This is a genomic window from Pseudomonas mandelii, assembly GCF_002251635.1.
Classification (GTDB): Bacteria; Pseudomonadota; Gammaproteobacteria; order Pseudomonadales; family Pseudomonadaceae; genus Aquipseudomonas; species Aquipseudomonas mandelii_B.
Genome location: NZ_NMOJ01000221.1, coordinates 1 through 26,822 on the forward strand (window position 1 = coordinate 1; position 26,822 = coordinate 26,822).

A 26,822-nucleotide genomic window follows, 5' to 3' on the forward strand; every position below is an offset into this window, starting at 1 on the left:
TGCCATGTTGAGTAGAACTGCCTCGGATTTGTACTGGATGTCGCGTTACCTGGAGCGCGCNGAAAACCTCGCACGGATGCTCGACATCAGTTATTCGCTGTCGCTGATGCCGCAGGACGGTCGCGGTGACGGTCTGCACGAACTGGCCATGCCGCTGCTGATCACCGGCACCCTGGACGATTACCTGGAACGTCACGGTGATTTGCACGCCGAGCGGCTGCTGCATTTCTTCGCGCTGGACGCGGCCAANCCGGCCAGCATCTACAGCTGTCTGGGCGCNGCGCGGGCCAGTGCCCATGCAGTGCGTGGGCGAATCACCGCCGACATGTGGGAAAACATCAACGCCACCTGGCTGGAAATTCGCGGNATCGCCGAACANGGGCTGAGCCGCTATGGCATGAGCCGNTTTTGTGAATGGGTCAAGGAGCGTTCGCACCTGTTCCGAGGCGCTACCTACGGCACCATCATGCGTAACGATGCGTTTCGTTTTATTCGCCTGGGCACCTTTATCGAACGCGCCGACAACACGTTGCGCCTGCTCGACGCCCGCTACGAAATGGCCGGCGATCAGGCTGAAGCGGTCAGTGACGGCACGGCTCACGCGTATTACCAGTGGAGTGCGCTGCTGCGGGCGCTGTCCTCATTCGAGGCCTACACCGAGATCTACCGCGACGCGCCCGGCGCCCGGCAAGTGGCCGAGCTGCTGCTGTTACGCGCAGACGTCCCGCGTTCCCTGCGGGCCTGCAGCGAAGAGATCGACCAGATTCTCGCCAGCCTGCCCGGCCTCAATGGCCGCCCGGCCCAGCGCCTGGCCGCCGAGATGGACGCGCGCCTGCGCTTTACCGCCATCGATGAAATTCTCGAGGAAGGCCTGCACGCCTGGCTGACCGATTTTATTCCCTTGGTCCGCCAGTTGGGCGACGCCATCTACAGTTCCTACCTGGAGGCTGCATGAGACTTTCCATTAGCCACGAAACCACCTATCACTACGAAGATCAGGTGCGNGCCAGCATCCAGTACCTGCGNCTGACACCCCACGACAGCGAGCGCCAGCATGTGCTCAGCTGGCAACTCGACCTGCCGCGCCCGGTGCGGGCGCAGGTTGACCCGTTCGGCAACATCCTGCACGTGCTGACCCTGGATGAACCCCACGACGCAATCATCATCGGCGCTCGTGGCCAGGTAGACATCGACGAACTGCGCGAAGCCGAACATGAAAGCCAGTCGGCACTGCCGTTCCTGCGTTTCACGCGCTTGACCGAAGCCGACGAGGCTCTGCGTGCGTTTGCCGAGAAGGAATGCAAGAAACGCCGGGATCGCACGGCGTTGATCGACTTGATGCATGGCCTGAATTCGCACATGACCTACACGCCGGGTTCCACCGAAGTGGACACCAGCGCCGCCCAGGCCTTCGCCGGGCGTTCCGGGGTCTGTCAGGACCACACCCACGCGTTTCTCGCCTGTGCCCGCAGCCTGGGGATTCCGGCGCGGTATGTGTCGGGGTATTTGTACACTGAGGACAGCACGCACCTCGCCAGCCATGCCTGGGCGGAAGCCTGGCTGGATGACGCCTGGTACAGCTTTGACGTGACCAACCAACTGGCCCGGCCGGAACGGCATTTGAAACTGGCCGTGGGCCTGGATTACCTGGATGCCTGCCCGGTACGCGGCATGCGCCGTGGCGGCGGGCATGAGCAGATGCATGCCAAGGTGTNTGTTTCGCCGACGCCGATGCCTGCGCCGGTTATCTCTGTCCAACAGCAATAACCGGAACGCCTCAACCCTCTGTGGGAGCGGGCTTGCCCGCGATAGCGTCCTATCAGTCAGCACTTCCATGGCTGACACACCGCCATCGCGGGCAAGCCTGCTCCCACAGGGATAAGTGTCAGGGCTTAACTTTGCGCCCAGCCATATGCTTCAAATACCCCACCAGCATCTCCAGATCCCCCTCCGGCAATACCGTCGGCGCAAAACCCGGCATCTTCGCCTGAGGCCATTGCCGTAAGCTCTGCGGATCTCGAATGTAGCGCTTCAGAAAATCCGCCCCGAAGTACTCGGTCGGATTAAACGGAATATTCAGATCCGGCCCGAACTGCGCATCCCCGGCACCGTTCAATCGATGACACGCCAGGCAATTTTTCTGAAACAGCGCAAAACCTTTATTCACCGGGTCATCCGCCTTCAGTGCAGGATCAGGCACCAGGGCAGGGAAGCGCTCGGCCACCGGCGCCATGCGCTTGATACTCGCCACCTGGAATGGCCATTGCTCCGGGCTGATGTTGCCGGCTTGCGGATCGACCCACACCAGATAAAACGGCCCGGCACCCGGTTTTCCTTCAGATAACGCAGGCCACGGCTTGGCCGGGTCTTCAATCGCCAGCCACGCGCGCGCGCCCTTGGCGTTCAGCAACGGCGCCGCGGACAACTCTGCGGCAAACCCGTCCAGCGCGACGGCTTGCAGATGGTCGTCAGGCTTGATGCCGGTCAACAGGGCTGCCAACGGGACGGCGCGATAACTCATCTCCCGCTTGTAGGAAACGTCGTCGCTGATGGTGATGGTCTGGACCTGAGGGTGCTTGAGCAACTCCTCTGTCTGCCAGGTGCGACTGCTCGCGCCCAGCTCGAGGTTCAGCTGTGCGGCATACAAGGGCGTGCTGAGCAGCAAGGCCCCGAACAGAATGAGCGTTTTCAAATGATCGCCGTCCATGTCGTGGAAGTGCCGCAAAGGTTGGCACACCCACGCTGGCCCGGGTAGCGAGCCAGTCACATTTTTAAGAGGGCGATATAAAAACCTGGCGCCGTATTTTTGAAGTCCGACTAGCCGATCACCTTGGTCAGGTTCGGCAAAATCAACAACAGCGTAGTGGCGAAAAGAATGAGCCCGGCTTGACGTACTTTCGAATGCTTGAACATGGCTTGACCGCCTTTTTTGTTATTTCCCGATGCCTGCCTGCATATCTCCATGACGGCAGAGCGTTGAACTTCCTGTAAGACGAGTGCCTCGGCAAAACCCGACGACAACTTCGTACATGTTCACCTTAGAGCCCGCGTCACGCTTGGTTTAGATCCATTTCGTATGGTTCGCGCACTTAAAGCTTTTAAAAAGGCATGAGGCCTATTGCCAGCTTCTTGGGCGCCCGTTTGCTAGACAGCTTGGTGACGTGAATCGGTTAATCCGGCCGTGGGCGACCGTCCGTCTGAGCGTGTCCGTCAACGCCAGTGAGCATTGCGGTCATTGAATCCATGGCCGCTCGGCCTAAGGTGGAAGCTCAGTATTTCGCCCAGTTTCGAGGACGTCATGACCCAAGCTTTGATCTTTGATGCGATACGCACGCCCCGGGGCAAAGGTAAGGCCGACGGCGCCTTGCACAGCGTCAAACCGGTAAATCTGGTGGCCGGGTTGCTCACGGCGTTGCAGCAGCGCACGTCGCTGGACACCAGCCAGGTCGATGACGTGGTACTTGGCTGCGTCACGCCGATCGGCGATCAGGGCTCGGACATCGCCAAGACCGCGGCACAAGTCGCCGATTGGGACGTCAGCGTGTCTGGCGTGCAGATCAATCGCTTCTGCGCTTCGGGGCTTGAGGCCGTGAACCTCGGCGCGATGAAAGTGCGTTCCGGCTTTGAAGACCTGGTGGTGGTCGGTGGCGTCGAATCTATGTCCCGCGTGCCGATGGGCAGTGATGGCGGCGCTTGGGTGCTCGACCCGGAAACCAACCTGCACAGCCATTTCACCCCGCAAGGCGTCGGCGCCGACCTGATCGCCACGATTGAAGGCTTCAGCCGCCAGGACGTCGATGCTTACGCGCTGCACTCCCAACAAAAAGCAGCACGGGCGCGAGCCAACGGTTCGTTCAACAAATCGCTGGTGCCGGTGCAGGATCAGAACGGCATCATCCTGCTCGATCACGATGAGTTCATCCGCGCCGAATCCACTCTGGAAGGCCTGGGCAAACTCAAGCCGAGCTTCGAGATGATGGGGCAGATGGGCTTCGACGCCACCGCGCTGCGCGTTTACAGCCAGGTGGAGCGGATCAATCACGTCCACACACCCGGCAACAGCTCCGGCATCGTCGATGGCGCGGCGCTGATGCTGATCGGCTCTGAGGCCAAAGGCCGTGAACTGGGCCTGCAACCGCGGGCGCGGATTGTCGCCACGGCGGTTACCAGCACTGACCCCACCATCATGCTCACCGGCCCGGCGCCTGCTACACGCAAAGCCCTGGCCAAGGCTGGTTTGCGCGTGGAAGACATCGACCTGTTCGAGGTCAACGAAGCGTTTGCCTCGGTGGTGCTCAAGTTCATCAAGGATATGGGTATCGATGCCGCGCGGGTCAACGTCAATGGCGGCTCCATCGCCATGGGCCATCCACTGGGCGCCACGGGCTGCGCGATCCTCGGCACCTTGCTCGACGAGCTGGAANCCCGGCGTCTTCGCTATGGCCTCGCGACCCTGTGTGTCGGCGGCGGCATGGGCATTGCCACCATCATCGAACGCCTCTGAGCCCCGACCTTAAGGAATTCGTCATGACCGAAGCCATTCGTTACGAAAAAGGCCAGGACCAGATCGTGGTGCTGACCCTCGACATGCCTGGCCAGAGCGCCAACACCATGAACAGTGTGTACCGCGAAGCCATGGCCGCCTGCGTCGCCCGCCTGGTGGCCGAAAAGGACAGCATTGCCGGTGTCATCATCACCTCGGGCAAGAAAACCTTCTTTGCCGGCGGCGACCTCAACGAACTGATCAAGGTCGGCAAACCCGAAGCCAAGGCCTTTTACGACATGGTCCTGACACTCAAAGGCCAGTTGCGTACCCTGGAAACCCTCGGCAAACCGGTGGTGGCCGCGATCAATGGCGCGGCGTTGGGTGGAGGTTGGGAAATCTGCCTCGCCTGCCATCACCGCGTCGCGCTGGACAATCCATCCGTGCAACTCGGCCTGCCGGAAGTCACCCTTGGCTTGCTGCCGGGCGGTGGCGGGGTAGTGCGTATGGTGCGCATGCTGGGCATTGAAAAAGCCTTGCCGTACCTGCTCGAAGGCAAGAAAGTCCGGCCGCAACAGGCCTTGCAAGCGGGTTTGATCGATGAACTGGCCGCTGATCGCGATGAGCTGCTGAGCAAGGCGCGCGCGTGGATTATTGCCAATCCGGCCGCCGCACAACGGTGGGACGTNAAAGGCTATCAGCTCCCCGGCGGCACGCCGTCGAACCCCAAAGTGGCGCANATGCTCGCCATCGCACCGTCGATCCTGCGCAGCAAAACCCAGGGCTGCATGCCGGCGCCGGAGAAGATTCTCTGTGCCGCTGTCGAAGGCGCTCAAGTGGATTTCGACACCGCGCACCTGATCGAAACCCGCTATTTCACAGAGCTGGTCACCGGGCAGGTGGCGAAAAACATGATCGGTACCTTCTGGTTCCAGCTCAACGAAATCAACGCCGGCCGTTCACGGCCCCAAGGCTTCGCGCCTTGCGTCACGCAAAAAGTCGGCGTGCTGGGCGCCGGGATGATGGGCGCGGGCATCGCCTTTGTCAGCGCCTCGGCCGGCATTGAAGTGGTGCTCAAGGACGTCAACCTGGCGGCTGCCGAGAAGGGCAAGGCCCATTCGGCGGCGCTGCTGGACAAGAAAGTCGCCCGCGGCCAGTTGATTGCGGAGCAGCGCGAGGCGATTCTGGCGCGGATCCGTACCACAGAAAGCGATGCAGACCTGGCCGGTTGCGATCTGATCATTGAAGCGGTATTCGAAGATCGCGAGCTGAAAGCCAAAGTCTCCTCGGCGGCACAGAAAGTCGTCGGCCCGGCCGCGGTGATCGCCTCCAATACTTCGACCTTGCCGATCAGCGGCCTGGCCACTGCGGTGCCGGACCAAACGAAGTTTATCGGCCTGCATTTCTTCAGCCCTGTCGACAAAATGCCGCTGGTGGAAATCATCAAGGGCGCCCTGACCAGCGACGAAACCCTGGCACGAGGTTTCGACTTCGTACTGCAAATCAAGAAAACCCCGATTGTGGTCAACGACAGTCGCGGCTTCTTCACCTCGCGGGTGTTCGGCACCTTCACCAACGAAGGCATTGCCATGCTCGGCGAAGGCGTGAGCGCACCGATGATCGAGACGGAAGCGCGCAAGGCCGGCATGCCGGTCGGGCCTCTGGCGATCTCTGACGAAGTTTCCCTCAGCCTCATGAGCCATATCCGCCAGCAAACAGCCAAAGACCTGCAAGCAGAAGGGAAACCGCTGATTGAGCACCCCGCATTCGCCGTGATTGACTTGCTGCTCAACGAATACAAGCGGCCTGGTAAAGCCGCAGGAGGCGGGTTCTACGAGTACCCGGCCGGAGGCCAGAAACATCTGTGGCCTGAGCTGAAAAGCCGTTTCGAGAAAGCCGACGGGCAGATTTCGCCAAAGGATGTGCGCGATCGCTTGCTGTTCGTGCAAGCCATCGAAACTGTGCGTTGCGTGGAGGAGGGTGTGCTGACCTCGACGGCGGACGCCAACGTCGGCTCGATCTTCGGTATCGGCTTCGCGGCCTGGACCGGTGGCGCGCTGCAGTTCATCAACCAATACGGTGTGAAAGACTTCATCGCCCGCGCCCAGTACCTGGCCCAGCAGTATGGCGAGCGGTTTGCGCCGCCGGCGTTGCTGCTGGAGAAAGCCGCCAAAGGGGAGGCCTTCTAAGGGACGTATGACGCCTTCCGGGGCTTGCCTTGTTACGGTGTTTCGAGGCAGGCTCTGGGGTGTGCATTATTCCCATCACGTGTCAGGTATTTTTTATGTCGTTACGCNTCTGNATTCTGGAAACCGACATCCTGCGTCCGGAACTGGTCGATCAATATCAGGGTTACGGGCAGATGTTCCAGAATCTGTTTTCGCAGCAACCCATCGCTGCCGAGTTCACCGTGTACAACGTGATGCAGGGCGAGTACCCGAGTGACGATCTGACCTTCGACGCCTACCTCGTCACCGGCAGCAAGGCCGATTCCTTCGGCACCGACCCATGGATCCAGACCCTTAAAACCTACTTGCTCGACCGCTATGCGCGCGGCGACAAGTTGCTGGGCGTGTGTTTCGGTCACCAGTTATTGGCGCTGCTGTTGGGCGGCAAGAGCGAACGTGCGACCCAAGGTTGGGGCGTCGGCACGCACAAGTACAAACTCGCTGCCAAGGCGCCATGGATGAGTCCGGTTCGAGAAGAACTGACCTTGTTGATCAGCCACCAGGACCAGGTGACGTCGCTACCGGAAAACGCCACGGTCATCGCCTCGAGCGATTTCTGCCCCTATGCGGCGTATCACATCGAAGACCAGGTGCTGTGCTTCCAGGGCCACCCGGAATTCATCCACGATTATTCCCGNGAGTTATTGGAGATTCGGCAGGAGGCGCTGGGTCAGCAGATTTATACGAAAGGTGTGGCGAGCCTTGAGCAAGAGCATCACGGCACGACCGTTGCGGAGTGGATGATGCGGTTTGTGGCGCACAAGCCAGAAGCTAAAGCGGTTTAAAACCATTGCGGTGAATGTGTGGCGAGGGAGCAAGTTCCTTCGCCACAAAAGCGTTTCAAAGCCACCCGGACTTCTTGAAACTCGCCCACAAACTTACACACCCCACCGCAATAAACCCCAGCACCGCGAAATACCCGTAGTGCCATTGCAGCTCGGGCATGTTCTGGAAGTTCATCCCGTAAATCCCCGCCACCGCGGTGGGGAATGCCAGAATTGCCGCCCACGCGGCGAACTTGCGTTGCACCACGCTTTGGCGTGAGGCCTCCAGCAACACACCGATCTCAATGGTCTGGCTGGCGATATCGCGCAGGGTGGTCAGGTCTTCCATCTGCCGCGTCACGTGGATCTGCACGTCACGGAAATAGGGGCGCATGTTCTTGTCGATAAACGGGAAGCTCAGCTTCTGCAGTTCCTGGCTGATTTCGACCATCGGCGCCGCATAACGCCGCAAGCGCAAGACGTCCCGGCGCAGGCCGTGCAGCTTCTGGATGTCATGTTCATTCAGCGNGTTGCACAACACGTTGCGTTCCAACTCATCGATCTCGGCATGGATCGCCTCGCTCACCGGCTGGTAATTTTCGGTGACGAAATCGAGGATGGCATAGAGGACGAAATCTTCTCCGTGCTCCAACAACAGCGGACGCGCCTCACAACGCTGGCGGACAAGGNCGTAGGACGCTGAGTGCCCGTTGCGTGCGGTAATGATGTAGCCGTTACCGGCGAAAATATGAGTTTCGATAAACACCAGCTTGCCTTCATGCCGGACCGGAGAATACGTGACGATAAACAAGGCGTCGCCGAAGGTTTCGAGCTTCGGTCGGCTGTGTTTTTCCAAGGCGTCTTCAATGGCCAGTTCATGCAGGTTGAACTGGCGTTGCAGGTTGGCCAGTTCCTGGGCGTTGGGCTCTTCCAGGCCGATCCATACAAAATGGTCGGGTTTGGCGGCCCAGGCCGCGCCCTCATCGAGGGTAATATCGGTGACTTTCTTACCGGCGCTATAAACCGCAGCAGCAACAACTCTACCCATGATTTTGGTTCACTTCTTATTAGCGCTTTTGATTAACAAAGACCCAGTGGCAAGCCGTGCTCAGCTTAGCCTTGTCTGCTGCTTGAGAGTCAATGAAATCTGCCGAGTTCGCCGGCAAAAGTTCACAGGCGAAAAAAACCCGCACCAGGCGGGTTTTATTGTTAAGCGGCCTGGAGTTGCCGGTCCATCGACTCGATGCATTCGCGCATCTGCTCGCGGCACTGAGCCATCAGCAGGGGCATGTCGTCCAGGCTCAATCCGGCCGTAGGAATCGCCGGGAGCGAGCGGATCAGAATTTTCCCACTGCGCCAGCGGTTCAATCGCATGTGTTTGACGTAACTGCTGACACACACCGGCACGATCGGCACACCTGCCGCAATCGCCATATGGAACGCGCCTTTCTTGAACGGCAACAGGCCTTTGCCGAGGTTGCGCGTGCCTTCCGGAAATACCCAGATCGACGTGTCCTGATGCTGCAAGGTATGCGTGGTCGTGAGCATCGCGCGACGCGCCTTGTGCGCATTGCCGCGGTCGATCAGCACATTGCCAGCCAGCCAGAACAACTGGCCGAACAGCGGCACCCATTTCAGGCTCTTCTTGCCGATGCACACGGTGCGGCGGGGCACCACGTTGCCGAACACAAACAGATCGTAGTTGGACTGGTGGTTGGCGATGATCACGCAGCTGTCTGGTTTATCCATCAAAGGTCCGACATCGGTCTTCACCCGCAAACGCAAAATACACATCGCCGGCCACGCATACAGCCGCGCACACAATCGGCTGTTGTCCGGGTTGAACGGGCGGCACAGGCCCAGAATCACCCCAAGCACACCGGCCAGAATAAAGTGCAGGCCCATCAATAACATACGAAACACGAACAGCATCGACGCGGCCCATCGGGACAAAAGGTGGCGCAGTGTACGGATGTGCACTGTATTCGGCAATTGCCCCTATAGAGGGAGGAGATAGGCGATGTTTGTGCGCATGTTTCCGACTTGTGGGTCAGACGCGAGCTAGAGCGGTTGTGGGATTTTCAACAGCGTGCGTATGAAAAAGCCCGACACGACGGTCGGGCTTTTCTGTGCAGCCTGTCCGGGCTTAACCCATGTGTTCCTGATCCAGGATGATCGCATTGTCCAGCGTATCCAGCAGCGCCTTGCGCACTTTCAGCTTGGTGTTCTTGTGCGCGGTCATGTTGATCTTCTTCAACTGACGCGCCGCCGCCAGCGCAGCACCTTGCAGCTCTTCGGCCGACACCACCACATCGAGGAAACCGGCATCCACGGCGCTCTGTGGATTAAACATCTCACCGTTGATGACGGAGCGGTGGAACGCCGACTTGCGCAGACGATCCCGCGCCAACTCGATACCGGCGTGGTGCATGGTCATGCCGATCGCCACTTCATTCAGGCCAATGCTGAACGGGCCTTCCACACCAATCCGATAATCTGCCGACAACAGCAGGAACGCACCTTTGGCCACCGCATGCCCAGGGCACGCCACAATCACCGGGAACGGATGCGACAACAGACGACGAGCCAGCGTCGAGCCGGCCGTCACCAGCGCGACCGCTTCTTTCGGGCCGGACGTCATCACCTTCAAGTCATAACCGCCGGACAGAATCCCGGGCGTACCGGTAATGATCACCACCGCACGATCAGTCACCGCCTGATCCAGCGCAGCATTAAACGCAGCAATCACGTCCGGGGAAATGGCATTCACCTTGCCGTTGCTCAAGGTCAGGGTCGCGATACCGTCTTCGAGGTGGTAGGAAATCAACTCACTCATGACGCTATTCCTTGTATGAAAGTTGGGGCAGACGTTACCCACCGCCGCAGGCCAGGTAAAGCGCCGTGACTGACCCGCCAGTCACCCTTTCCCCGCCGGGCAAGCGTAGCTCGCCACTCCCGCCGTGCATTCCTCTCCTTATAGAAGAGGGCGCGAAGCCGGAGATTGGCAGGTTTGCCATCGCCCGGAACCGACAGGAACGACTAAAACGCTAAGCACATGAAAATTCTGCAAAAAAACTTTGCCATCAGAAAGGCTTTCGACTACATTAGCGCGCCTCGACAGACTGAACTGGTTTGACGAGATACGGTGAAGTGTCCGAGTGGCTTAAGGAGCACGCCTGGAAAGTGTGTATACAAGAAATTGTATCGAGAGTTCGAATCTCTCCTTCACCGCCAAATTCGATGTAACCAGAACCCCTGATTTCGAGAGAAATCAGGGGTTTTGTGGTTTTTGGCGTTAGAATTTGAATCTTGACACCGTTGTTGGCTCAAGCGAATGAGCGAAGTCACTTCTGAAAATGATGTAGGAATAGTGAGAGGAGTGTGGGAAGTAATGCAGGAACGCCAGGCGGATGGGGGCTTCTGTGATCAAGCTTCTTTGACTCTGCCAATACGCTTGAAGATTAGCGATACATGAGTTTCGAAGCCCAGCGCCACTGCTGGGCTTTTTGTTTTCAACGATTGGCCGCCTAGGAATAATGCGCGCCTGAATGAAGAGGGAATCCCCATGATCACGACCACAACCCACGCCATCGAAGGCCGACAAATCACTGCTTACTTGGACATCGTCAGCGCCGAGTCGGTGCAGGGCGTCAACGTTATCCGCGACTTGTTCGCTGGCATGCGGGATTTCTTCGGTGGGCGTTCCCAGACGCTGGAGCGGGCGTTGAAGGAGGCGCGGATCCAGGCGACCGAGGAGATCAAGGAGCGGGCACGGGCGCTTCAGGCGGATGCGGTGGTGGGGCTCGATTTTGAGATCAGCATGCCGGCCGGCAAGGGCGGGATGGTCGTGGTGTTTGTGACCGGGACGGCGGTCAAGCTGAGGTGAGTGACGGAATGAATCTGTTTAATCGTCAATTGATTTTGTAGGAAGCGGCGGGGGCCATTCGTCGGGCATGCGGAAAACTGAATTACAAGTCCGGTAATGACCGGCTAGTCTCAAAAGCCTTGGTGGTCGGTATTTTTCAGGCAATGGGCTTGCCGGTATCGATCCCGCTTTGAGAGGGGAAGGGCTATGGCTGATCCGTATATCGAAGACGACGGGGCAGAATTTCCAATCAACAATTGTGTGCAGTGTGGCCAGACGGAGTATGTGGCGGGCTTCGGTGAAGATCCGATCCAGATCAACAAAGTTAAATCCACCGCGACCAAAGTGGTCAGGTCGAAGTTTTTGCCCAAAAGAGTGACATCCAGGAAGTAATGGTCAACCGGACAAACCCCGCCAATGAGTGGGGTTTTTATTTTTAGAGGGGCTCGACACCCCGAAAATGGCCGACCGACAAACGAGAATTTTCTGTTGATGTTTTTTCACAAAGTTTTCACACCGGCCTACGTAGTCTCAGCTCATCCGTTAGAAAGCAGTACCCTAGCCCGTTCCCCAGCGGGCTTTTTTTTGCCTGTCATAAAACCTTTTCCATAAAAGCTGTCCAAACGTCGCCAATTGCGAGGAGCGGCGGATTTTGTGTGGACGTTTGCTCCTCGAAAGCATTCAATCCCCGGCTTTTCGGTATTCCCTATTTTTGAGGTTTTTCGTCATGCGTTTAACACTGCCTGCTCTGGTTCTGGGACTTCTGGTGACTCAAGGTGCGATGGCTGCCGGTGATGGCACTGCTGCGATCGGTGGTGGTCTGGGTGGTGCGTTGGGTAACGTGGTCGGCCAGAGCATGGGCGGCAGCACCGGCGCGGCAATCGGCGCAGGCGTTGCGGGCGCAGCCGGCAGTGCCGTGGCCGCACGGAAAGGCAGCCGCACCAAAGCGGCCATTGGTGGCGGTGTCGGCGCGGCCGGTGGTTCGGTGATCGGCAACAGCCTGGGCGGCAAGACCGGTTCGACCATTGGTGCAGGCTTGGGCGGCGCATTGGGCGGCGGCGTGGGCAGCAATCTGGCCAAAGGTCACAAGCGTCACTGATCCTGAGCGATCACCTCGAAAAGCCCGGCTATGTGCCGGGCTTTTCGTATCTGGATGTTTCGTTTTTCACAGACTTCGAATTTACAGCTGTCCAACCTTCATCGCTGGCCGGATTCAGTGAGTGCAGGTGCTAGACTCACGCCCATCCGCAATGCGTACTCTTACCCCCGATGCGGAATTTGAGGTTCATATCATGCGTTTGACATTGTCCACGTTGTTTCTGGGACTTTTGGTCGCTCAAGGTGCAATGGCTGCCGGTGATGGCACTGCGGCAGTGGGTGGCGGCCTTGGCGGCGCACTGGGTAACGTAGTGGGTCAGCAAATGGGCGGCAGCACCGGCGCAGCGATTGGCGCCGGCGTTGGCGGCGCTGCGGGCAGTGCGGTGGGTGCGAACAAGGGCAGTCGCACAGAGGCAGCGATTGGCGGCGGATTAGGCTCGGCAGGCGGCTCGGTGATCGGCAATAGCCTTGGCGGTTCTACCGGCTCGACCATTGGCGCAGGCCTGGGTGGCGCAGCGGGTGGTGCGGTCGGCAACAACCTCGGCAACGACAACGGCGGCTCCCATTCCGGGGGCGGTCACAAAAACAAGCACAAGAACAAACACAAAAATAAACATCACTGATTCGACATCGAGTGATATCAGAAACCCGGCCCAGGCCGGGTTTTTCGTATCTGCTCGCTGGACCCCGGAACGTTTGGTCGCAGGCCGCCTCGAACGTCATACACCCCAACGTTAAGAGGACTGCCATGACTCCTGAAACCGAAGGCAAAGAAGAAAAAGGCCCGAGCGGGCTTCCGTTCATCAATGACCCCGGCAACGAAGATCCGGGTTCTCTGATGGATGACGCAACGGTGCCGCTCAACGATTCCGATGACGCCGGCGATGTGGGAAACCTCGAGTATGAAGAAGAGGAAGCAGACGAAGACTGACCGGCGTTGTAGTGCTATCGACCGATCGTCTTTCTAATCGAACGCAAGCATTGCCCAGCCCTCGAAATTTCAGGGCCTGCTTTTCAGGCCCTTCGAGAGGTGCTTTATGAATGCTGATCCGAAAGTCGACGATGACGACACCCCTGAATACCCGCTGCCTTCGCCCACCGATTCCTTGAGTCGCGATCAACGTCCGCCTGACGATGACACTGCGGTTGAGCAAGTGCCGACTGATGATGTGAAACGTGGCGATGTCGAGGCCACGCCCGAAGATCCGGATATTGCCGGTAACGATGCATCCGGTGAGCCGAGTTGAAAAACCATTCGTCGATTGAGCGGCACCATTAAAAAGCGATCGCTGCCAGATATCAGGTACGCACCTTTTTAAAGGAGATGCACCATGATCAGGTCAACCTTGATGGTCCTGACGGTGAGCGGCGTGTTGTCGGTCAGTTCAATGGCGGCGTTTGCTCAATCTTCCGGTAATGACGCGCCGGTTGAAAAGGGCGGGATGCCGCCTTCCACTGAAATGAATGCGGGTTATGGAAACGGGAAGGCGTTGCCGCCTGGCTCCATTGGTGGTGGTAATGCTGGTGATGCGAACGGGAGTAGCACGAGCCCGGGGGCGGGAAGCGGGTCGATGAGCGGTGGAAGTTCGACTGGGAGCGGTTCTGGAGGTGGGTCTGGAGGATCCGGTAGTTCTGGTGGTTCAGGGATGAGCGGTGGTGGGAGCGGTGGAAGTTCGGGGAGTGCGGGAGGAGGGACGGGTGGAGCTGGGGGTGGGACTGGTGGTTCGGGTGGTTAGCCCGGCTGTTATTCAAAAATCAAAGCCCAGCAACGAGCTGGGCTTTTTGTTGAATAGGCGAGCGGATTGTAAAAATGGATGGGCAAAGTTGGTTATTGTTCCTTATTGATCACCGGCATAAATAAATCTGTCGCCTTAGCCCGAGTGGGCTTCCGTTCATCAATGACCCCGGCAACGAAGATCCGGGATCGTTGATGGATGAAGCAACGGTCCCGCTCAACGACTTCGATGACGCTGGGATGAGGGAAACGTCGAGTCGAAGAAGATGAAGAAGACGAGGATTGACCGGCGTTGATGTGCTATCGACCGATCGTCTCACTGATCGAACGCAAGCATTGCCCAGCTCTCGAAATNTCAGGGCCTGCTTTTCAGGCCCTTCGAGAGGTGCTTTATGAATGCTGATCCGAAAGTCGACGATGACGACACCCCTGAATACCCGCTGCCTTCGCCCACCGATTCCTTGAGTCGCGATCAACGTCCGCCTGACGATGACACTGCGGTTGAGCAAGTGCCCACTGATGACGTGAAACGTGGCGATGTCGAGGCCACGCCCGAAGATCCGGATATTGCCGGTAACGATGCATCCGGTGAGCCGAGTTGAAAAACCATTCGTCGATTGAGCGGCACCATTAAAAAGCGATCNCATAGCCCCCCATGCTAGTGCACTAATGATTCGAGCCAGCGCTTATAGAAATCCCTTTGTTCTTGTATGTCATTTGTGATGTCTGTCTCTTCAAAATCGAAGATATTAACCACGTCTTCTGTATCAGTGGGTTGTCCCATATGAAGTTCATACGCAACTATTCCGCCAGCCATTTGCGACGCCATGCGTGATGGGTGCACATTGAGTTTGGCACCTTTGCATAGAAAACTTATTTCTGGAAAATCGGCTCGCAACAGCCCAAAGCATTCGTAAAGATCTTGAGCCGTGTACGTTTTACTCAGGCCATTTTTCATTTTGAACGCTAACGTCAGATTTTTTCGGTCGCATTCGATTGAGGTTTTTTCAGTAACTCCGCAGGTGTTTATGGAGATTTCTATTGTTTTTTTCATGATCACTTCCTGCGTGGGTTAGGAATTGAGTAGCCCTTATAGCTGCCATCGGCGTTGACGGGGGTAACACCGAGAATGTCTCGACTGTCTACGCCTCCAGGCATAGCTATTTCAGTCTCACGACTATGAGGCGACATCATGCCGAGTTTTTTATTCACATCTATCCCGCGAATATTTTTTATTACGTAGACGAAGCCGTCTTCATATCCGTAGCCCGTTGCAAATTTTATAGCTTCCTTTTCTGAAGTCGAAGTACTGACAAAGAAGCTGGGAGGGCTCCGGTTGTCCAATGCGTGTAGGTAGAGGTCCATACTGTCTCCCAGTGGCTCAAAACCCGCTTCAAAAATTTCCCAGTCTTCTCGTGAGTCTCCACGGTACAAATACCGATTCTTTGGTTTCGTGGAAGGAGCAGCGGGCTCCCCCTCATCAACCTTCACCTTCCCCGCCGGATCCTCATCCCCAAACGAAGGCCTCTTACACCCATCCCCCCCAGGACAATCATTCAACCCCAGCGGATCAACCCACCCCGTCGGATTGCGCGTGTACTGATATCCGTTTAACCCACCCGCCAACTTGCTCGGATCCGGCGTCAGATACCGTCCCAGGTCCGGGTTGTAGTACCGGTGCCGGTTGTAATGCAGTCCCGTCTCCGCATCGTAATACTGCCCCTGAAACCGTAACGGCTGATCCAGAACCTGATGGGTATCGCGGTTCAGGCGTGTCAGGCGGCCATACGCCGTGTATTGCGCGGCCCAGATAATGTCGCCGCCGTAGTCGGTGAGTTCTTGCGGTGTCCCAAGGTGGTCGAGTTGGTAGTAGAACGGGCAGGCCTGGCGCGGGCCTTTGCCGTCGAGCATGGCCAGTGGGCGGAAGGTGCCGGGTTCGTAGACGTAGCTGCGGTAATGCTCGCGGCCACTTTCGGCGACGAGGTTGTCGCCCTGCCAGAAGTACTCGGTGGTATGGCCTTCGACGGTTTTGCTGATGCGGCGGCCGAAGGCGTCGTAGCGGTAGCTGGCGGTGTTGCCGTTCGGCTGGGTAATGCCGATCAGCCGATGCTGGCAGTCGTAGCGGTATTCGGTGACGAGTTGATGGCCCTTGCCNCGTCGCTGGCGGATCAGGTTGCCGAAGGCGTCGTAGTCGAAATGGCGATCGCCTTGCATCAGCAGGCGATTGCCTTTTAGGGTGGCGGGGCCGGGCCGATCCTGCATCACCAGGTTGCCGGCGGGGTCATGGGCGAAGCTTTCGGGCTGCTGGTCGCGGGAGTGGCGGACGCGGATCAGACGGTCGAGCGGATCGTATTGATAGCTGCGTTGGCCATGACGGGTGTCGGCGATGTGCTCGAGATTGCCGTTGGCGCTGTAGGCATAGTCGCGGCGATACAACGGCTGATGGTGTTGGCTAACGGCGTGGCCTTTCAGGCGGCCTTGTTCGTCGTAGTCATAGTGGTTGAGCAACAGGCCTTGTTGGCGTTGAAGCTCGCGGCCGGACTTGTACGTGTGGCTTGTAAGGCGTGTGCCGTTCAGGTCGATGGCTGTCAGCGCACCACCCTTGGCGTGGTGATAGTCGAGTTTGCTGTTGTCTGGCAGACGCAGATGGTTGAGTTTGCCGCAGGCGTCGTAGGCATAGCGCAGCGTGCCCCAGCCCTGATGCTCGGTGATCAGGCGGTTCTGCTGGTCGTACTCGAACTCCAGCGGATGGTCCTGGCCGTCATCGACGCTGACCAATCGACCGAGGCGGTCATGGCGATACTCGACGTTGACACCATTGGGCAGGTTTTTGACCAACAGGCGTCCGGCTGCATCCCGCTGGTAACTCGTAAACAGCTTCGAGCCGTCATCACCGAATTCGGTTTTTTCCAGTAGATGGCCGTTGAGGTCGTAGGCATATGCTGTACGCCGGCCATCGAAGCCGGTTTCCTGTCGGATCAATCCGCCGGGCGTGTAGTCCAGTCGATAGTGTTCGCCGGATTCGTTTTCGATATCTGTCAGGAGCAGCCGGGCGTTGTCGTAGCGATAACGCAACTGCGTGCCGTCGGGATTGATTCGGCGGCTGACCAGGTGCAGGTCATCGTCGTATTCAAAACGGGTGACGCGCCCCAGTTCATCGCGTTCGGCGGTGATTTTGCCGTAGGCGTTGTAACTGAACGCACGTCTGGCGCCTGTAGGGAGAATCGTCTGGATCAGTCGGCCAACGGCGTCCCATTGGTATTGAGTGACGGCGCCGTGTTCGTCCTGGCGGGCTATCTGCCGACCCAATACATCGTAGGAAAAACGCCGCTGACCGCCGTCCGGCAACGTCTCTTCGACCAGTTGCCCGATGGCATCCCACACGAACACATGACGGCCAGTGTCCGGGTAACGGATAGACAGCAACCGTCCTTGAGCATCGTAGTGGTAGTGAGTGATGTGACCATCGGGATCGATGGCCTCGGTGACATCCCCCTGAACATTGCGTCGGTATTTCCACACCGCTTTACCGCGATATCGCGCATGCAGGAAACCGTAGCGATATTCGTAGGACGTTGGCTCGTCTTCCGGTGGAATCAGCGCGATCAGCCGCCCGACCTCGTCGTAGCGATACTGGGTGATCGCCCCTGATGGACCGCGCTCGGTCGTCAATCGGCCCTGGTCGTCGTAGGCCTTGAGATGCTCGCCACCATCCGGCTCAACCCGACGCACCAATCGCGCCTTATCGTCATGGACATAAACTTCTTCGCTGCCATCGACGTTTTTAACCAGCACTGCGCCGTCGTCATCCCAGGCATAACGCGTATCCATCTGCGAAAAAGTCGCCCAGTGCCTGACACATCTGGCCGCCTTGCCAGCCCGTTCCCACGCCCAAAAGAAACTTGCCCCACCGGCCAACTGCCGTTCCAGAATCACGTGTTGATCGTCGTAGTCGTACCGCTCGCTTTCGCCGGCAGCATTGGTCGCTTCGATCAGGCGGTGACGCGCGTCGTACCGGTAGGCAATCAGCGTTTGCTCGGTATGCCAGGCATCCACCAACCCGTCGGCGGAGTGAAACGACTGATACTCGACCGTCATGATGTGCCGGCGTTCGTAACGCAATAGCAGTGAACGTCCTGTACCGTTGTCGATGCGTTGAATGCGATCCTGACGGTCGCGGGTGATGTGCAGCCGGTTGTCGTAGGCATCACTGATGGTCGTCAGCCGACCATTCTCAAAGTGATAGAACCGTGACGACTCACCGGCCAGTGCAAGAATCAGCTCCTCAGGTTTATTTCCGAGATAAATGGCCGACCGGGACAGGCTGTTATGAATCGCCGGACGCGAAAGACTGGGCAGTGGAAACGTCGTGCGACGGTTTTCATGGTCGGTCCAGACGACCTGTTCTGCGTCCAGCTCCAGGCGATGCGCCAGCGAATGACTCCATCCCCAACCCAGCCCGCAATCCATTTCCACGGCGCTGGTTCGGTACAACCGGGTAAACGCGAAAGGCAGCAAGCCGTTAAGCGATCCATCGTCGAGTGTCAGCAATTCTTCGCCGGTGACCATCGACACCGGGCATCCGTTGGTGCAAGTCAGCGGCCCGCAATCGGCGCTGTCGCCGTTGGGGTTTTTCGCTTGATCGGGAACGTCGTCACGGTATTCCTGCCGGCCCAGCCGGGTCATGGCTGCGGATTTGTCGCGAGCAATGGCGACCGGATTTTTCACTAACAAAACTGGCGTAGTGCCCGTGCTGATCTGCAACGGCACGGCGGGCGCGGGGTTTAGCGGAGCATTTCGGACATTGACCGCGAGGGGTTTGAGCACCCCAGCGTGGGTCGTCAGGTCGGATTTGGCCTCCAGCCCGGCCAACCTCAGGCTCGCGGCGGCCAGCCAGTTGCGCGCGCGGTCGGATTTGACCTTGTCCAACACCCTGGCGCTGATGCCAAGCTTCAACCCGGCAGAACCCGTGAAGCGCGCGAGCAGGAAGCCGATCAATATTCCGGTACGAATCTCCGCCACGACTTCGGCAATGAACTGCGGCGGCAACATCCTCAGCCAACTGGTGATCGCCGCCAGATGAATGAACATCAGCGGCTCATCACTCAACACCAGCAACAGATTGGCGATGGATTGCGCTGAAGCCTCCAGCAGCGTTTCAAGTTCGGTTTCGGTCAGGTACTCAAGGAGTTTTTCACTGTTCGCTTGCAGGTCCGCGATCAACTCGTAGATCTGCTTCACGTCATCCCACAACCCGTTCAGCGAATTCTCGAAACCGCGCCAGTCGGCCTGTTGCAGCAGGCCGTAACGCTTGATGAAACCGGCCTCGGCGAACTCGGCCCATGAGGGTTCGAATTCGATCGTCCACTCGTTACGCAGCCAGCCTTCCAGACCTCTGATGACGCCTTGATAAGAGGCATAAAGCGCTTTGACATGTTCAGCGGAAACATTCGGGAAGAAGGTGATGCGGTAACGCAGGCTGCGTTCGCACTCGCGGATTTCGAGGATGCCGCTGGGGCCGATCTCGTCATAAACCGGCTTGCCGAACGTACCGTCAGCGTTCAAAGGCTCAAGCATCACCGGGGTGTTGCCGATCGGCACGAACCGCGCTGCGTCGAACATGTGCACCAGCGTCAGGGGACCCGCCGCCCGGCACGCGGCGACGGTGGAACTGACAGGCGTGGTGGAGTTCTTGGGCGCGACCAGGCGAACGTCGTGACCGACCTTGAACACCTGTTCGATATCCAGCGCCTTGCCGGTCCAGAAACTTTCGGCCCAGGCGTCGTAGTCATTGAGGCAAAGCCGGAAGTCACCGAGCAGCGCTTCGACATCCGGCTGCTCGGGGTCCATGGCGGCAACCACCAGCAAGCCGATGGCGTTATTCAAGGCCAGTACCTTGTCAGGTACGAACATTCGCAGTCCCTCGCGCAGATCAAGTTTGAGCGCGAGACTTTGCTTGGGATCAACGGGTAAAGAAGTCGGGAAAGGAGGCGTTTTATGTAGGGAAAATCGCTAAATGACGACGAGCACTTTTTGTATCTGTCAGGGATTGCCCGTTGCTCGATGGCCGCCGCGCTCGCTATGCTGCTGAATCCTTTAATCGATCACGGACCCGGCCGCACCTGAGCCGCCTCTGGGATGTCATTAGAAAACGGATCAGATGCGATGAATGCACCGCTGAATGAATACGGCCCGATCAAGGCCGTGATTTTTGATATGGACGGCTTGCTGCTGGACACCGAGGGCATTTATACCGAGGTCACGTCCATGATTGCCGCGCGCTACGGTCGGGTCTTCGACTGGAGTATCAAGCAGAACATCATCGGCCGTGGCGCGGGTGATCTGGCGCGGTACGTGGTCGAGGCGCTGGAGTTGCCCATCACCGCCGAAGAGTTTCTGGTGATCCGCGAACCGCTGATGCGCGAGCGTTTTCCGCAAGCGCTGGCGATGCCTGGCGCCGAGGAACTGGTCCGGCACTTGAAAGCCAACAACATTCCAATCGCGGTCGGCACCAGTTCTTCGCGCCAGTCATTCGGCCAGAAAACCACCTTGCACCGCGACTGGTTCGCGCTGTTCGACTTTGTTGTGACGGCCGATGACCCTGAAGTGGGCGCGGCCAAACCGGCGCCGGACATCTTCCTCACGGCGGCGCGGCGCCTGGGCGTTGCGCCCGAAGACTGCCTGGTGTTCGAAGATTCGCCGTTCGGTGTCACGGCGGCGAAAGCGGCGGGGATGACGGCGATTGCGATTCCCGACGCGGCGATGGCTGACGAAAAGTATGCGCACGCGGATGGCATTCTTCGTTCGTTGAAGGCGTTCAAGCCGAGTGCTTGTGGTTTGCCAGCCCTCGAATGGGCTTGATGTAGAAATGTGGGAGTGAGCCTGCTCGCGAAAGCGGAAGGTCAGACGACATCAATGTCGCCTGACACACCGTCTTCGCGAGCAGGCTCGCTCCCACATTTTAATTGCGTCTAGCGCATCAGGCGCCAAAACCACCGTCGATAGTCAGGCTCGCCCCTGTGATGTAACCGGCTTCCGGCCCTACCAGGTAGGCGACAAAACTGGCGATTTCCTCTGCTTTGCCGTAACGGCCCACAGCCATCAGCGGGATCAGGCTGTCGGCGAAATCACCACTGGCCGGGTTCATGTCGGTGTCGACCGGGCCCGGTTGCACGTTGTTGATGGTGATGCCGCGCGGGCCGAGGTCGCGGGCCAGGCCTTTGGTCAGGCCGACCAGCGCCGACTTGCTCATGGCGTAGGGGCCACCGCCGCCAAANGGCATACGTTCGGCATTGGTGCTGCCGATGTTGATCACGCGGCCGCCTTCACCCATGTGCTTGGCCGCTTCCTGAGTGGCGATNAACACGCTGCGCACATTGATCGCCAGGGTCTGGTCGAAGTCTTCCAGCTTGAAATCCTCCAGTGGCGCGATGGCCAGCACGCCGGCGTTGTTGACGAGGATGTCGAGTCGACCAAAGGTTTCTACGGTGGTGGTCACGGCGTTGCGAATGGCCTCGGCGTCGGCGCTGTCGGCCTTGATGGCGAGGGCTTTGCCGCCATTGCCAGTGATGCTGTCTTGCAAGGCTTCGGCTTTGGCCGTGGAGCTGACGTAGGTGAAGGCAACAGTCGCGCCTTCAGCGGCCAGGCGTTTGACAATGGCGGCGCCGATGCCGCGGGACCCGCCTTGAATCAAAGCCACTTTGCCGCTGAGGTTTTGAGTAGTCATAACGATCTCCGAAGTCCCGAGGCGAGATGTCTCGGTTGATGGAGCCTAGTATCGATTGGGGATTACACGCTGTGTAGACGGCAATTGCGATAGTCTGTGTAAACCAGAAGTTTATAGTGGCGCCTATGGAAACCTTCAGCAGTATCGAATGCTTCGTGCGCAGCGCCGAGGTTGGCAGCTTCGCCGAAGCCGCGCGACGCTTGAGTCTGACCCCCGCGGCGGTGGGCAAAAGTGTTGCAAAGCTTGAGGCCCGGCTGGGTGTGCGGCTGTTCCAGCGCAGCACGCGCAGCCTGACGTTGACCGAGGCCGGTCATCTGTTTCTCGGCGAAGTCAGTTCCAGCTTGCACACAATCCAGAATGCGGTGGCCAACCTCGCCAGCGCCGAGGGTCGGCCGGCGGGAACACTGAAGGTCAGCATGGGCACGGTGTTCGGGCGTTTATATGTGGTGCCCTTGCTGGGCGAGTTTCTGCGGCGTTTTCCGGCGATCAACCCGGATTGGCATTTCGATAACCGTCAGGTCGATCTGATCGCTCAGGGTTTCGATGCGGCGATTGGTGGGGGATTCGAGCTGCCGCAAGGCGTGGTGGCGCGCAAGCTGACGCCGGCGCATCGGGTGTTGGTGGCTTCGGCCGGGTATCTGGCGGCGCGGCCTGCGATCGTCGAGCCCGATCAACTCAAGGACCACGACGGCATCCTGATCCGTTCCCCACAAACCGGTCGGGTGCGTTCCTGGCAATTGACCAGTCGTAATCAGCAACACAACCCGCTGACGCTCAAGGCGCGTATGACCATGAGTGATTCGGAAGCGGCGTGTGCGACAGCGGCCCAGGGGTTGGGCATCGCGTTGGTGAGCATGCCGTTTGCGGCGGGGTATCTGCAGGCCGGGACGTTGCAACGAGTGTTGCCGGACTGGTATGTCGACGACGGAAACATTTCTATCTATTACGCGGAGCACAAACTGCTGCCCGGCAAGACCCGGGCGTTTGTGGACTTCATCATTGAGCAGTTTNCGGAGCAGGGGTTGGGGCAGCGGTTCAGTGCGGTTTGAGTTTGGCTTGATACCGAGTCGTCCCCATCGCGGTCAAGCCACGCTCCCACAGGNTTGGCTGCCCGCGATGGGGACGACTCGGTTTACCTTTGTAAACTCAGCGACCGAACCGCCCCGGCCAACCAATAATGTTCTTCGGTCGCGGCGTCGCATACGTCCGCACCTTGGAAGTCGACAACCCCAACCGAACCAGGGATTCGGCAATGGTCACCGCCGCCGTCACTCCATCCACCACCGGCACGCCGGTGCGCTGGCGAATNTGTTCATCCAGCCCGGCCATGCCGCCGCAGCCCAGGCAAATCACTTCAGCCTTGTCTTCCTTTACCGCCAGTTCCGCCTGACGGACAATCGCCTCCAGCGCCCGCTGCGGATCGGATTCCAGTTCCAGCACCGCCAGGCCACTGGCCCGCACCGACGCGCAACGGTCCCACAGCCCCGACAGTTTCAGCCGGTCCTCGATCAGGGGCACGGTGCGGTCCAGGGTGGTGACCACCGAGTAGGCATGACCGAGGAACATTGCCGTACTGGCCGCCGCATCGGTGATGTCCACCACCGGAACGTTGAGCAATTCCTGCAAGCCTTCGCGACCGTGTTCGCCGTAACCGGCCTGGATCACGGCATCGAAGGGCTGGTCGTAGGCCATCACCCGGTCCATCACGGCGATAGCGGCCAGGTAGCTTTCGAAATTGCCTTCCATGGAGTCGGCGCCGAAATACGGCGTGAGGCCGACGATTTCCGTTCCCGGCGCGGCCACCGCCTGGGCGGAACGGGCGATGGCCTGGGTGATGGATTCGGTGGTGTTGACGTTGACCACGAGAATTCGCATGAGCAGTCCTTATTGCAGGGTGGTTCTGCGGCCCGTCGCTGCCGGGCCGCCAGTGGATTAGTGGCAGACGTTGTCGACCGCGATGCTTTCACCGCTGACGTCGGCGTAATGGGGCTGCCGTTTGGCGATGATCAGGTAGAGCATTCCGGCGATCCCGGCGCCAATCAGCCACGAGAACGGTGAAACGAGGTGGAAACCCGGCGCCAGCGCCAGGACGATGGCGATCAACGCGGCAGGAATAAACGCCGCTACGGCGCGTAAATTGACCCCACGGCTGTAGTAATAAGCGCCGTTGGGGTCCTCGCTGTACAACTGCGGCACGTTGACCTGACCTTTTCGTACAAGCCAGTAATCGACCATGATCACCCCGTACAGCGGCCCCAGCAGCGCGCCCAGTCCGGACAGGAAATACACGATCACCAGCGGGCTGTTGTAGAGGTTCCACGGCAGGATCAGCACCGCCACGGTGGCGCTGATCAGCCCGGCACGACGAAAGTTCAGGTACTTGGGCGCCAGGTTGCTCAACACAAAGGCCGGTGCGACGAAGTTGGCCATGATGTTCACCGCCACGGTGACGATCAGGAATGCCAGGCAGCCCAGCACGAGAAAGAAGGTGTTGGGGATCGCTGCGATGATTTCGGTCGGGCTTTCGATCACCCGGCCATTGAGCTGGAACTGCCCACCGCAGAGCAGCACGGTGATGGCGGCAAACACCAGGATATTCACCGGCAAGCCCCAGAAATTGCCGACCAGGATGGTTTTGCGGCACGGCGAGGACCGGGCAAAGTCGCAGAAGTTGAGAATCAGCGTGCCGTAGATCGTCAGCCACAACGCGCCGCCGGCAAAGATGTTGCGCCACATCTCGCCACCGCTCAGCGGCTCGCGGATCGACCAGGCGATGGTTGCGTTGGCCTGGGTGTACATCCAGGCGGCGAGGGCGGCGACGGTCAGCAGAATCACCGGCCCGGCGAACGCTTCATAGCGCCGTACCATTTCCATGCCGTACGCNAGGATCGCCAGTTGCACAAACCAGATCGCCACGAAACACNCCCAGCCCAGGCTCGACAGGCCAAGGATCGAGTCGTGGTCGTAGTCGGCGAAGCCGGGATGCACCGCCGTCAGCAACACGCGAAACACCACGGACGCCAGGTACGTCTGAATGCCGAACCAGGCGATGGCGATAACAGCACGGATCAATGCAGGAATCTGCGCTCCGTGGATGCCGAAACTGATCCGGCTGATGACAGGAAACGGCACGCCGGTCTTTTGCCCCATATAACCGGAGAGGTTCATGAAGCAATACACCAGCGCCGCGCCGATGCCCAGGGACAACAGAATCTGCCAGCCACCAAGGCCCAGCGCATATAAGCCAATGGCAAACGAATAGTTGGCGATGTTGTGCACGTCATTGGTCCACAGCGCGAAGATGCTGTAGCGGCCCCAGCGTCGGCCTTCGGCCTTGGTCGGCGCCAGGTCCTTGTTGTGCAAACGAGGACTGAGCACCACAGGTTCTTGAAAAGTTTGATCTTGAGCGGTGGGTGGAAAGGAGGGCAGATCCAGCGCGATGTTGTTATTGGAGAGGCTAGTACGCATTCCGGCAGGCTCCGAGCTTGGCGTCGCGATGACTGTGCATGAGCGTGGGCTCGACAAATCTTCGTCGCGGGCAATAAGCATCATTGGTTACGGGGCATCTGCAGCCTGTACGGGATAGGGCGCTTCAGGCTTGCGGATCTAAAGTGTGTGTATGTTCTGTTGTAATTGTATACAAAACATATATGAACTTAAGCCATAACCATGCCAGTTACGGACCTATGGAAGTCGTTGTTAATTTCGTTTTGTTAGATGGAAATGATAAGTGACTGAAAAAAAGGCGATATAAATTGACCGATTGAACAGGTAATTATTTTTCGGTACGGGTCGTGGGAAATCGAGAAAGGGGAGGTCAGGAGAGAAGGATGTAACCTTTTGGGGCGCAGAAACTAAAAGTGCACACATAAATGGCACCTATGGTGACATTTGTGTGTACAAATTTAGTCGACTTGAAATGAAACCTGTAGGAGCCGTCTTGTTGGCGATTGTAGTGTGTCAGTCAAAAGATTCATCAACTGAAAGACCGCTTTCGCCAGCAAGCCGGCTCCTACAATGAATTTCGCCAGGCGGGATCAGGCCTTGGACTTGCTGATGATATTCCCCGCATGCAGCCCGCATTCTTTCTGCGTCGCCTCTTCCCACCACCAACGGCCTTCACGTTCATGCTGGTTCGGCAGCACCGGGCGGGTGCAGGGTTCGCAACCAATGCTGATGAAGCCGCGCTCGTGGAGGCTGTTGTANGGCAACTCGAGCATTCGGATGTAACCCCAGACTTCCTCGCTGGTCATCTGCGCCAGCGGGTTGAACTTGTACAGCGTACGTTCCGGGGTGGAGAAAGCGCTGTCGACCTCCAGTGCCGCCACCTGGCTGCGGGTGCCGGGGCTCTGGTCGCGGCGTTGGCCGGTGGCCCAGGCGCTTACGCCGGACAGTTTGCGGCGCAGCGGCTCGATCTTGCGCACGCCGCAGCATTCGCCATGGCCGTCCTTGTAGAAGCTGAACAGGCCCTTTTCCTTGACGAAGGGTTCCAGCGCGCGCTGGTCCGGCGAGATCAGCTCGATGTCGATCTTGTAGAACTCGCGCACCTGCTCGATAAACCGGTAGGTCTCCGGGTGCAGACGGCCGGTGTCGAGGCTGAATACCTTGACGTTCTTGTTCAGCTTCCAGGCCATGTCTACCAGCACCACGTCCTCGGCGCCGCTGAAGGAAATCCACAGGTCATCGCCGAACTGACTGAACGCNAGTTTGAGGATGTCCTGGGCGGATTTGTTGGCATAGGTCGTGGCGAGTTCCACGACATCGAACGATGGGCTCATCAGGGCGGCTTCCTACAGGTCGGTGGCGCTGGGCGCTCTATATAGGGCTGATGGTAACAAAATCCTGCAGCGGCGGGCGCGCCCTGTGCGTTGCGCGGGGCAGCCTGAGTCGCTAGAGTTCGGCAGTCCTTTTGCTCGCTCAACT

24 protein-coding genes and 1 tRNA gene are annotated in these 26,822 nt (G+C 58.6%); 15 read left to right on the forward strand and 10 right to left on the reverse strand.

All coding sequences use genetic code 11. The features are described from left to right. The first annotated feature begins 4 nt into the window (after positions 1–4). Both B7L09_RS26905 and B7L09_RS26910 read left to right on the forward strand, forming a co-directional pair. On the forward strand, positions 5–955 hold the full coding sequence (locus B7L09_RS26905) for an alpha-E domain-containing protein (RefSeq protein WP_094471433.1): 951 nt from the start codon (positions 5–7) through the stop codon (positions 953–955). Then, positions 952–1,767 carry a transglutaminase family protein gene (locus B7L09_RS26910; protein WP_094471412.1) on the forward strand — a complete coding sequence of 272 codons (816 nt, stop codon included), beginning with the start codon at positions 952–954 and terminating at the stop codon, positions 1,765–1,767. The genes B7L09_RS26905 and B7L09_RS26910 overlap by 4 nt, the downstream gene beginning before the upstream one ends. Before the next feature lie 118 nt (positions 1,768–1,885). Here the strand turns inward: B7L09_RS26910 and B7L09_RS26915 are convergent, their stop codons facing one another. Next, on the reverse strand, positions 1,886–2,707 hold the full coding sequence (locus tag B7L09_RS26915) for a c-type cytochrome (RefSeq protein WP_094471413.1): 822 nt from the start codon (positions 2,705–2,707) through the stop codon (positions 1,886–1,888). Between the two features lie 591 nt (positions 2,708–3,298). Here B7L09_RS26915 and B7L09_RS26920 point away from each other — a divergent pair. The 3 genes from B7L09_RS26920 to B7L09_RS26930 all read left to right on the forward strand — a co-directional run bounded on the left by B7L09_RS26920 (position 3,299) and on the right by B7L09_RS26930 (position 7,496). After that, positions 3,299–4,504 carry an acetyl-CoA C-acetyltransferase gene (locus B7L09_RS26920; RefSeq protein ID WP_094471414.1) on the forward strand — a complete coding sequence of 402 codons (1,206 nt, stop codon included), beginning with the start codon at positions 3,299–3,301 and terminating at the stop codon, positions 4,502–4,504. A 23-nt stretch (positions 4,505–4,527) separates the two neighbouring features. Continuing rightward, on the forward strand, positions 4,528–6,672 hold the full coding sequence (locus tag B7L09_RS26925) for a 3-hydroxyacyl-CoA dehydrogenase NAD-binding domain-containing protein (protein WP_094471415.1): 2,145 nt from the start codon (positions 4,528–4,530) through the stop codon (positions 6,670–6,672). 95 nt (positions 6,673–6,767) lie between these two features. Further along, positions 6,768–7,496, forward strand: a complete 729-nt coding sequence (locus B7L09_RS26930) for an amidotransferase (protein WP_094471416.1) — start codon at positions 6,768–6,770, stop codon at positions 7,494–7,496. A 55-nt stretch (positions 7,497–7,551) separates the two neighbouring features. On the opposite strand, the gene B7L09_RS26935 is transcribed toward B7L09_RS26930, so the two are convergent. From B7L09_RS26935 to B7L09_RS26945, 3 genes are all read right to left on the reverse strand, one after another. Then, a complete protein-coding gene (locus tag B7L09_RS26935; protein WP_094471417.1) occupies positions 7,552–8,523 on the reverse strand; it encodes a magnesium and cobalt transport protein CorA in 972 nt (323 codons plus the stop codon). Positions 8,524–8,684: 161 nt separating this feature from the next. After that, a complete protein-coding gene (locus B7L09_RS26940; RefSeq protein ID WP_094471418.1) occupies positions 8,685–9,407 on the reverse strand; it encodes a 1-acylglycerol-3-phosphate O-acyltransferase in 723 nt (240 codons plus the stop codon). A 214-nt stretch (positions 9,408–9,621) separates the two neighbouring features. Then, positions 9,622–10,311: a crotonase/enoyl-CoA hydratase family protein gene (locus tag B7L09_RS26945; protein ID WP_094471419.1), complete on the reverse strand. Its 690-nt coding sequence runs from the start codon at positions 10,309–10,311 to the stop codon at positions 9,622–9,624. Between the two features lie 308 nt (positions 10,312–10,619). Here B7L09_RS26945 and B7L09_RS26950 point away from each other — a divergent pair. From B7L09_RS26950 to B7L09_RS26990, 8 genes are all read left to right on the forward strand, one after another. Further along, a tRNA-Ser gene (locus B7L09_RS26950) sits at positions 10,620–10,709 on the forward strand. Positions 10,710–11,040: 331 nt separating this feature from the next. Further along, positions 11,041–11,361 carry a YbjQ family protein gene (locus B7L09_RS26955; protein WP_094471420.1) on the forward strand — a complete coding sequence of 107 codons (321 nt, stop codon included), beginning with the start codon at positions 11,041–11,043 and terminating at the stop codon, positions 11,359–11,361. 186 nt (positions 11,362–11,547) lie between these two features. Continuing rightward, positions 11,548–11,733 carry a hypothetical protein gene (locus tag B7L09_RS32520; RefSeq protein ID WP_094471421.1) on the forward strand — a complete coding sequence of 62 codons (186 nt, stop codon included), beginning with the start codon at positions 11,548–11,550 and terminating at the stop codon, positions 11,731–11,733. Positions 11,734–12,067: 334 nt separating this feature from the next. Beyond that, complete coding sequence (locus B7L09_RS26965) at positions 12,068–12,439, forward strand: hypothetical protein (protein ID WP_010456583.1); 372 nt, start codon at positions 12,068–12,070, stop codon at positions 12,437–12,439. A 193-nt stretch (positions 12,440–12,632) separates the two neighbouring features. Then, positions 12,633–13,061, forward strand: a complete 429-nt coding sequence (locus tag B7L09_RS26970) for a glycine zipper domain-containing protein (RefSeq protein ID WP_010456581.1) — start codon at positions 12,633–12,635, stop codon at positions 13,059–13,061. 125 nt (positions 13,062–13,186) lie between these two features. After that, complete coding sequence (locus B7L09_RS26975) at positions 13,187–13,369, forward strand: hypothetical protein (protein WP_094471422.1); 183 nt, start codon at positions 13,187–13,189, stop codon at positions 13,367–13,369. Positions 13,370–13,475: 106 nt separating this feature from the next. Then, entirely contained in the window at positions 13,476–13,685 is a 210-nt protein-coding gene (locus tag B7L09_RS26980; RefSeq protein ID WP_094471423.1) for a hypothetical protein, read from the forward strand. A gap of 880 nt (positions 13,686–14,565) precedes the next feature. Then, positions 14,566–14,775, forward strand: coding sequence for a hypothetical protein (locus B7L09_RS26990; protein WP_094471423.1), 210 nt, complete (start codon positions 14,566–14,568; stop codon positions 14,773–14,775). Positions 14,776–14,831: 56 nt separating this feature from the next. Here B7L09_RS26990 and B7L09_RS26995 read toward each other — a convergent pair whose 3' ends face one another. Together B7L09_RS26995 and B7L09_RS27000 are read right to left on the reverse strand one after the other, a co-directional pair. After that, the gene (locus B7L09_RS26995; RefSeq protein ID WP_094471425.1) at positions 14,832–15,227 is read right to left on the reverse strand and encodes a hypothetical protein; all 396 of its coding nucleotides are present in this window, start codon (positions 15,225–15,227) and stop codon (positions 14,832–14,834) included. A 2-nt stretch (positions 15,228–15,229) separates the two neighbouring features. Further along, positions 15,230–20,086, reverse strand: a complete 4,857-nt coding sequence (locus tag B7L09_RS27000; RefSeq protein ID WP_094471426.1) for an RHS repeat-associated core domain-containing protein — start codon at positions 20,084–20,086, stop codon at positions 15,230–15,232. Positions 20,087–20,338: 252 nt separating this feature from the next. Here B7L09_RS27000 and B7L09_RS27005 point away from each other — a divergent pair, with 252 nt between their 5' ends. Further along, positions 20,339–21,034 (forward strand): HAD-IA family hydrolase, encoded by a 696-nt coding sequence (locus tag B7L09_RS27005; protein WP_094471427.1) that lies wholly within the window; start codon positions 20,339–20,341, stop codon positions 21,032–21,034. A gap of 118 nt (positions 21,035–21,152) precedes the next feature. Here B7L09_RS27005 and B7L09_RS27010 read toward each other — a convergent pair whose 3' ends face one another. After that, positions 21,153–21,899: a 3-oxoacyl-ACP reductase family protein gene (locus B7L09_RS27010; RefSeq protein WP_094471428.1), complete on the reverse strand. Its 747-nt coding sequence runs from the start codon at positions 21,897–21,899 to the stop codon at positions 21,153–21,155. 125 nt (positions 21,900–22,024) lie between these two features. Between B7L09_RS27010 and B7L09_RS27015 the strand changes: the two genes are divergently transcribed. Then, on the forward strand, positions 22,025–22,948 hold the full coding sequence (locus B7L09_RS27015) for a LysR family transcriptional regulator (RefSeq protein ID WP_094471429.1): 924 nt from the start codon (positions 22,025–22,027) through the stop codon (positions 22,946–22,948). Between the two features lie 97 nt (positions 22,949–23,045). On the opposite strand, the gene B7L09_RS27020 is transcribed toward B7L09_RS27015, so the two are convergent. From B7L09_RS27020 to B7L09_RS27030, 3 genes are all read right to left on the reverse strand, one after another. Beyond that, a complete protein-coding gene (locus B7L09_RS27020) occupies positions 23,046–23,774 on the reverse strand; it encodes an aspartate/glutamate racemase family protein (RefSeq protein WP_094471430.1) in 729 nt (242 codons plus the stop codon). 57 nt (positions 23,775–23,831) lie between these two features. Further along, the gene (locus tag B7L09_RS27025) at positions 23,832–25,367 is read right to left on the reverse strand and encodes an NCS1 family nucleobase:cation symporter-1 (protein WP_094471431.1); all 1,536 of its coding nucleotides are present in this window, start codon (positions 25,365–25,367) and stop codon (positions 23,832–23,834) included. A 569-nt stretch (positions 25,368–25,936) separates the two neighbouring features. After that, positions 25,937–26,677 carry a phosphoadenylyl-sulfate reductase gene (locus B7L09_RS27030; RefSeq protein ID WP_094471432.1) on the reverse strand — a complete coding sequence of 247 codons (741 nt, stop codon included), beginning with the start codon at positions 26,675–26,677 and terminating at the stop codon, positions 25,937–25,939. Between the last annotated feature and the right edge of the window lie 145 nt (positions 26,678–26,822).

Coding starts and splice junctions, on each gene's coding strand:
- B7L09_RS26915 (WP_094471413.1), bottom strand. CDS start 2,707: ATGGACGGCGATCATTTGAAAACGCTCATTCTGTTCGGGGCCTTGCTG.
- B7L09_RS26940 (WP_094471418.1), bottom strand. CDS start 9,407: ATGCTGTTCGTGTTTCGTATGTTATTGATGGGCCTGCACTTTATTCTG.
- B7L09_RS26945 (WP_094471419.1), bottom strand. CDS start 10,311: ATGAGTGAGTTGATTTCCTACCACCTCGAAGACGGTATCGCGACCCTG.
- B7L09_RS26955 (WP_094471420.1), top strand. CDS start 11,041: ATGATCACGACCACAACCCACGCCATCGAAGGCCGACAAATCACTGCT.
- B7L09_RS32520 (WP_094471421.1), top strand. CDS start 11,548: ATGGCTGATCCGTATATCGAAGACGACGGGGCAGAATTTCCAATCAAC.
- B7L09_RS26965 (WP_010456583.1), top strand. CDS start 12,068: ATGCGTTTAACACTGCCTGCTCTGGTTCTGGGACTTCTGGTGACTCAA.
- B7L09_RS26970 (WP_010456581.1), top strand. CDS start 12,633: ATGCGTTTGACATTGTCCACGTTGTTTCTGGGACTTTTGGTCGCTCAA.
- B7L09_RS26975 (WP_094471422.1), top strand. CDS start 13,187: ATGACTCCTGAAACCGAAGGCAAAGAAGAAAAAGGCCCGAGCGGGCTT.
- B7L09_RS26980 (WP_094471423.1), top strand. CDS start 13,476: ATGAATGCTGATCCGAAAGTCGACGATGACGACACCCCTGAATACCCG.
- B7L09_RS26990 (WP_094471423.1), top strand. CDS start 14,566: ATGAATGCTGATCCGAAAGTCGACGATGACGACACCCCTGAATACCCG.
- B7L09_RS26995 (WP_094471425.1), bottom strand. CDS start 15,227: ATGAAAAAAACAATAGAAATCTCCATAAACACCTGCGGAGTTACTGAA.
- B7L09_RS27005 (WP_094471427.1), top strand. CDS start 20,339: ATGAATGCACCGCTGAATGAATACGGCCCGATCAAGGCCGTGATTTTT.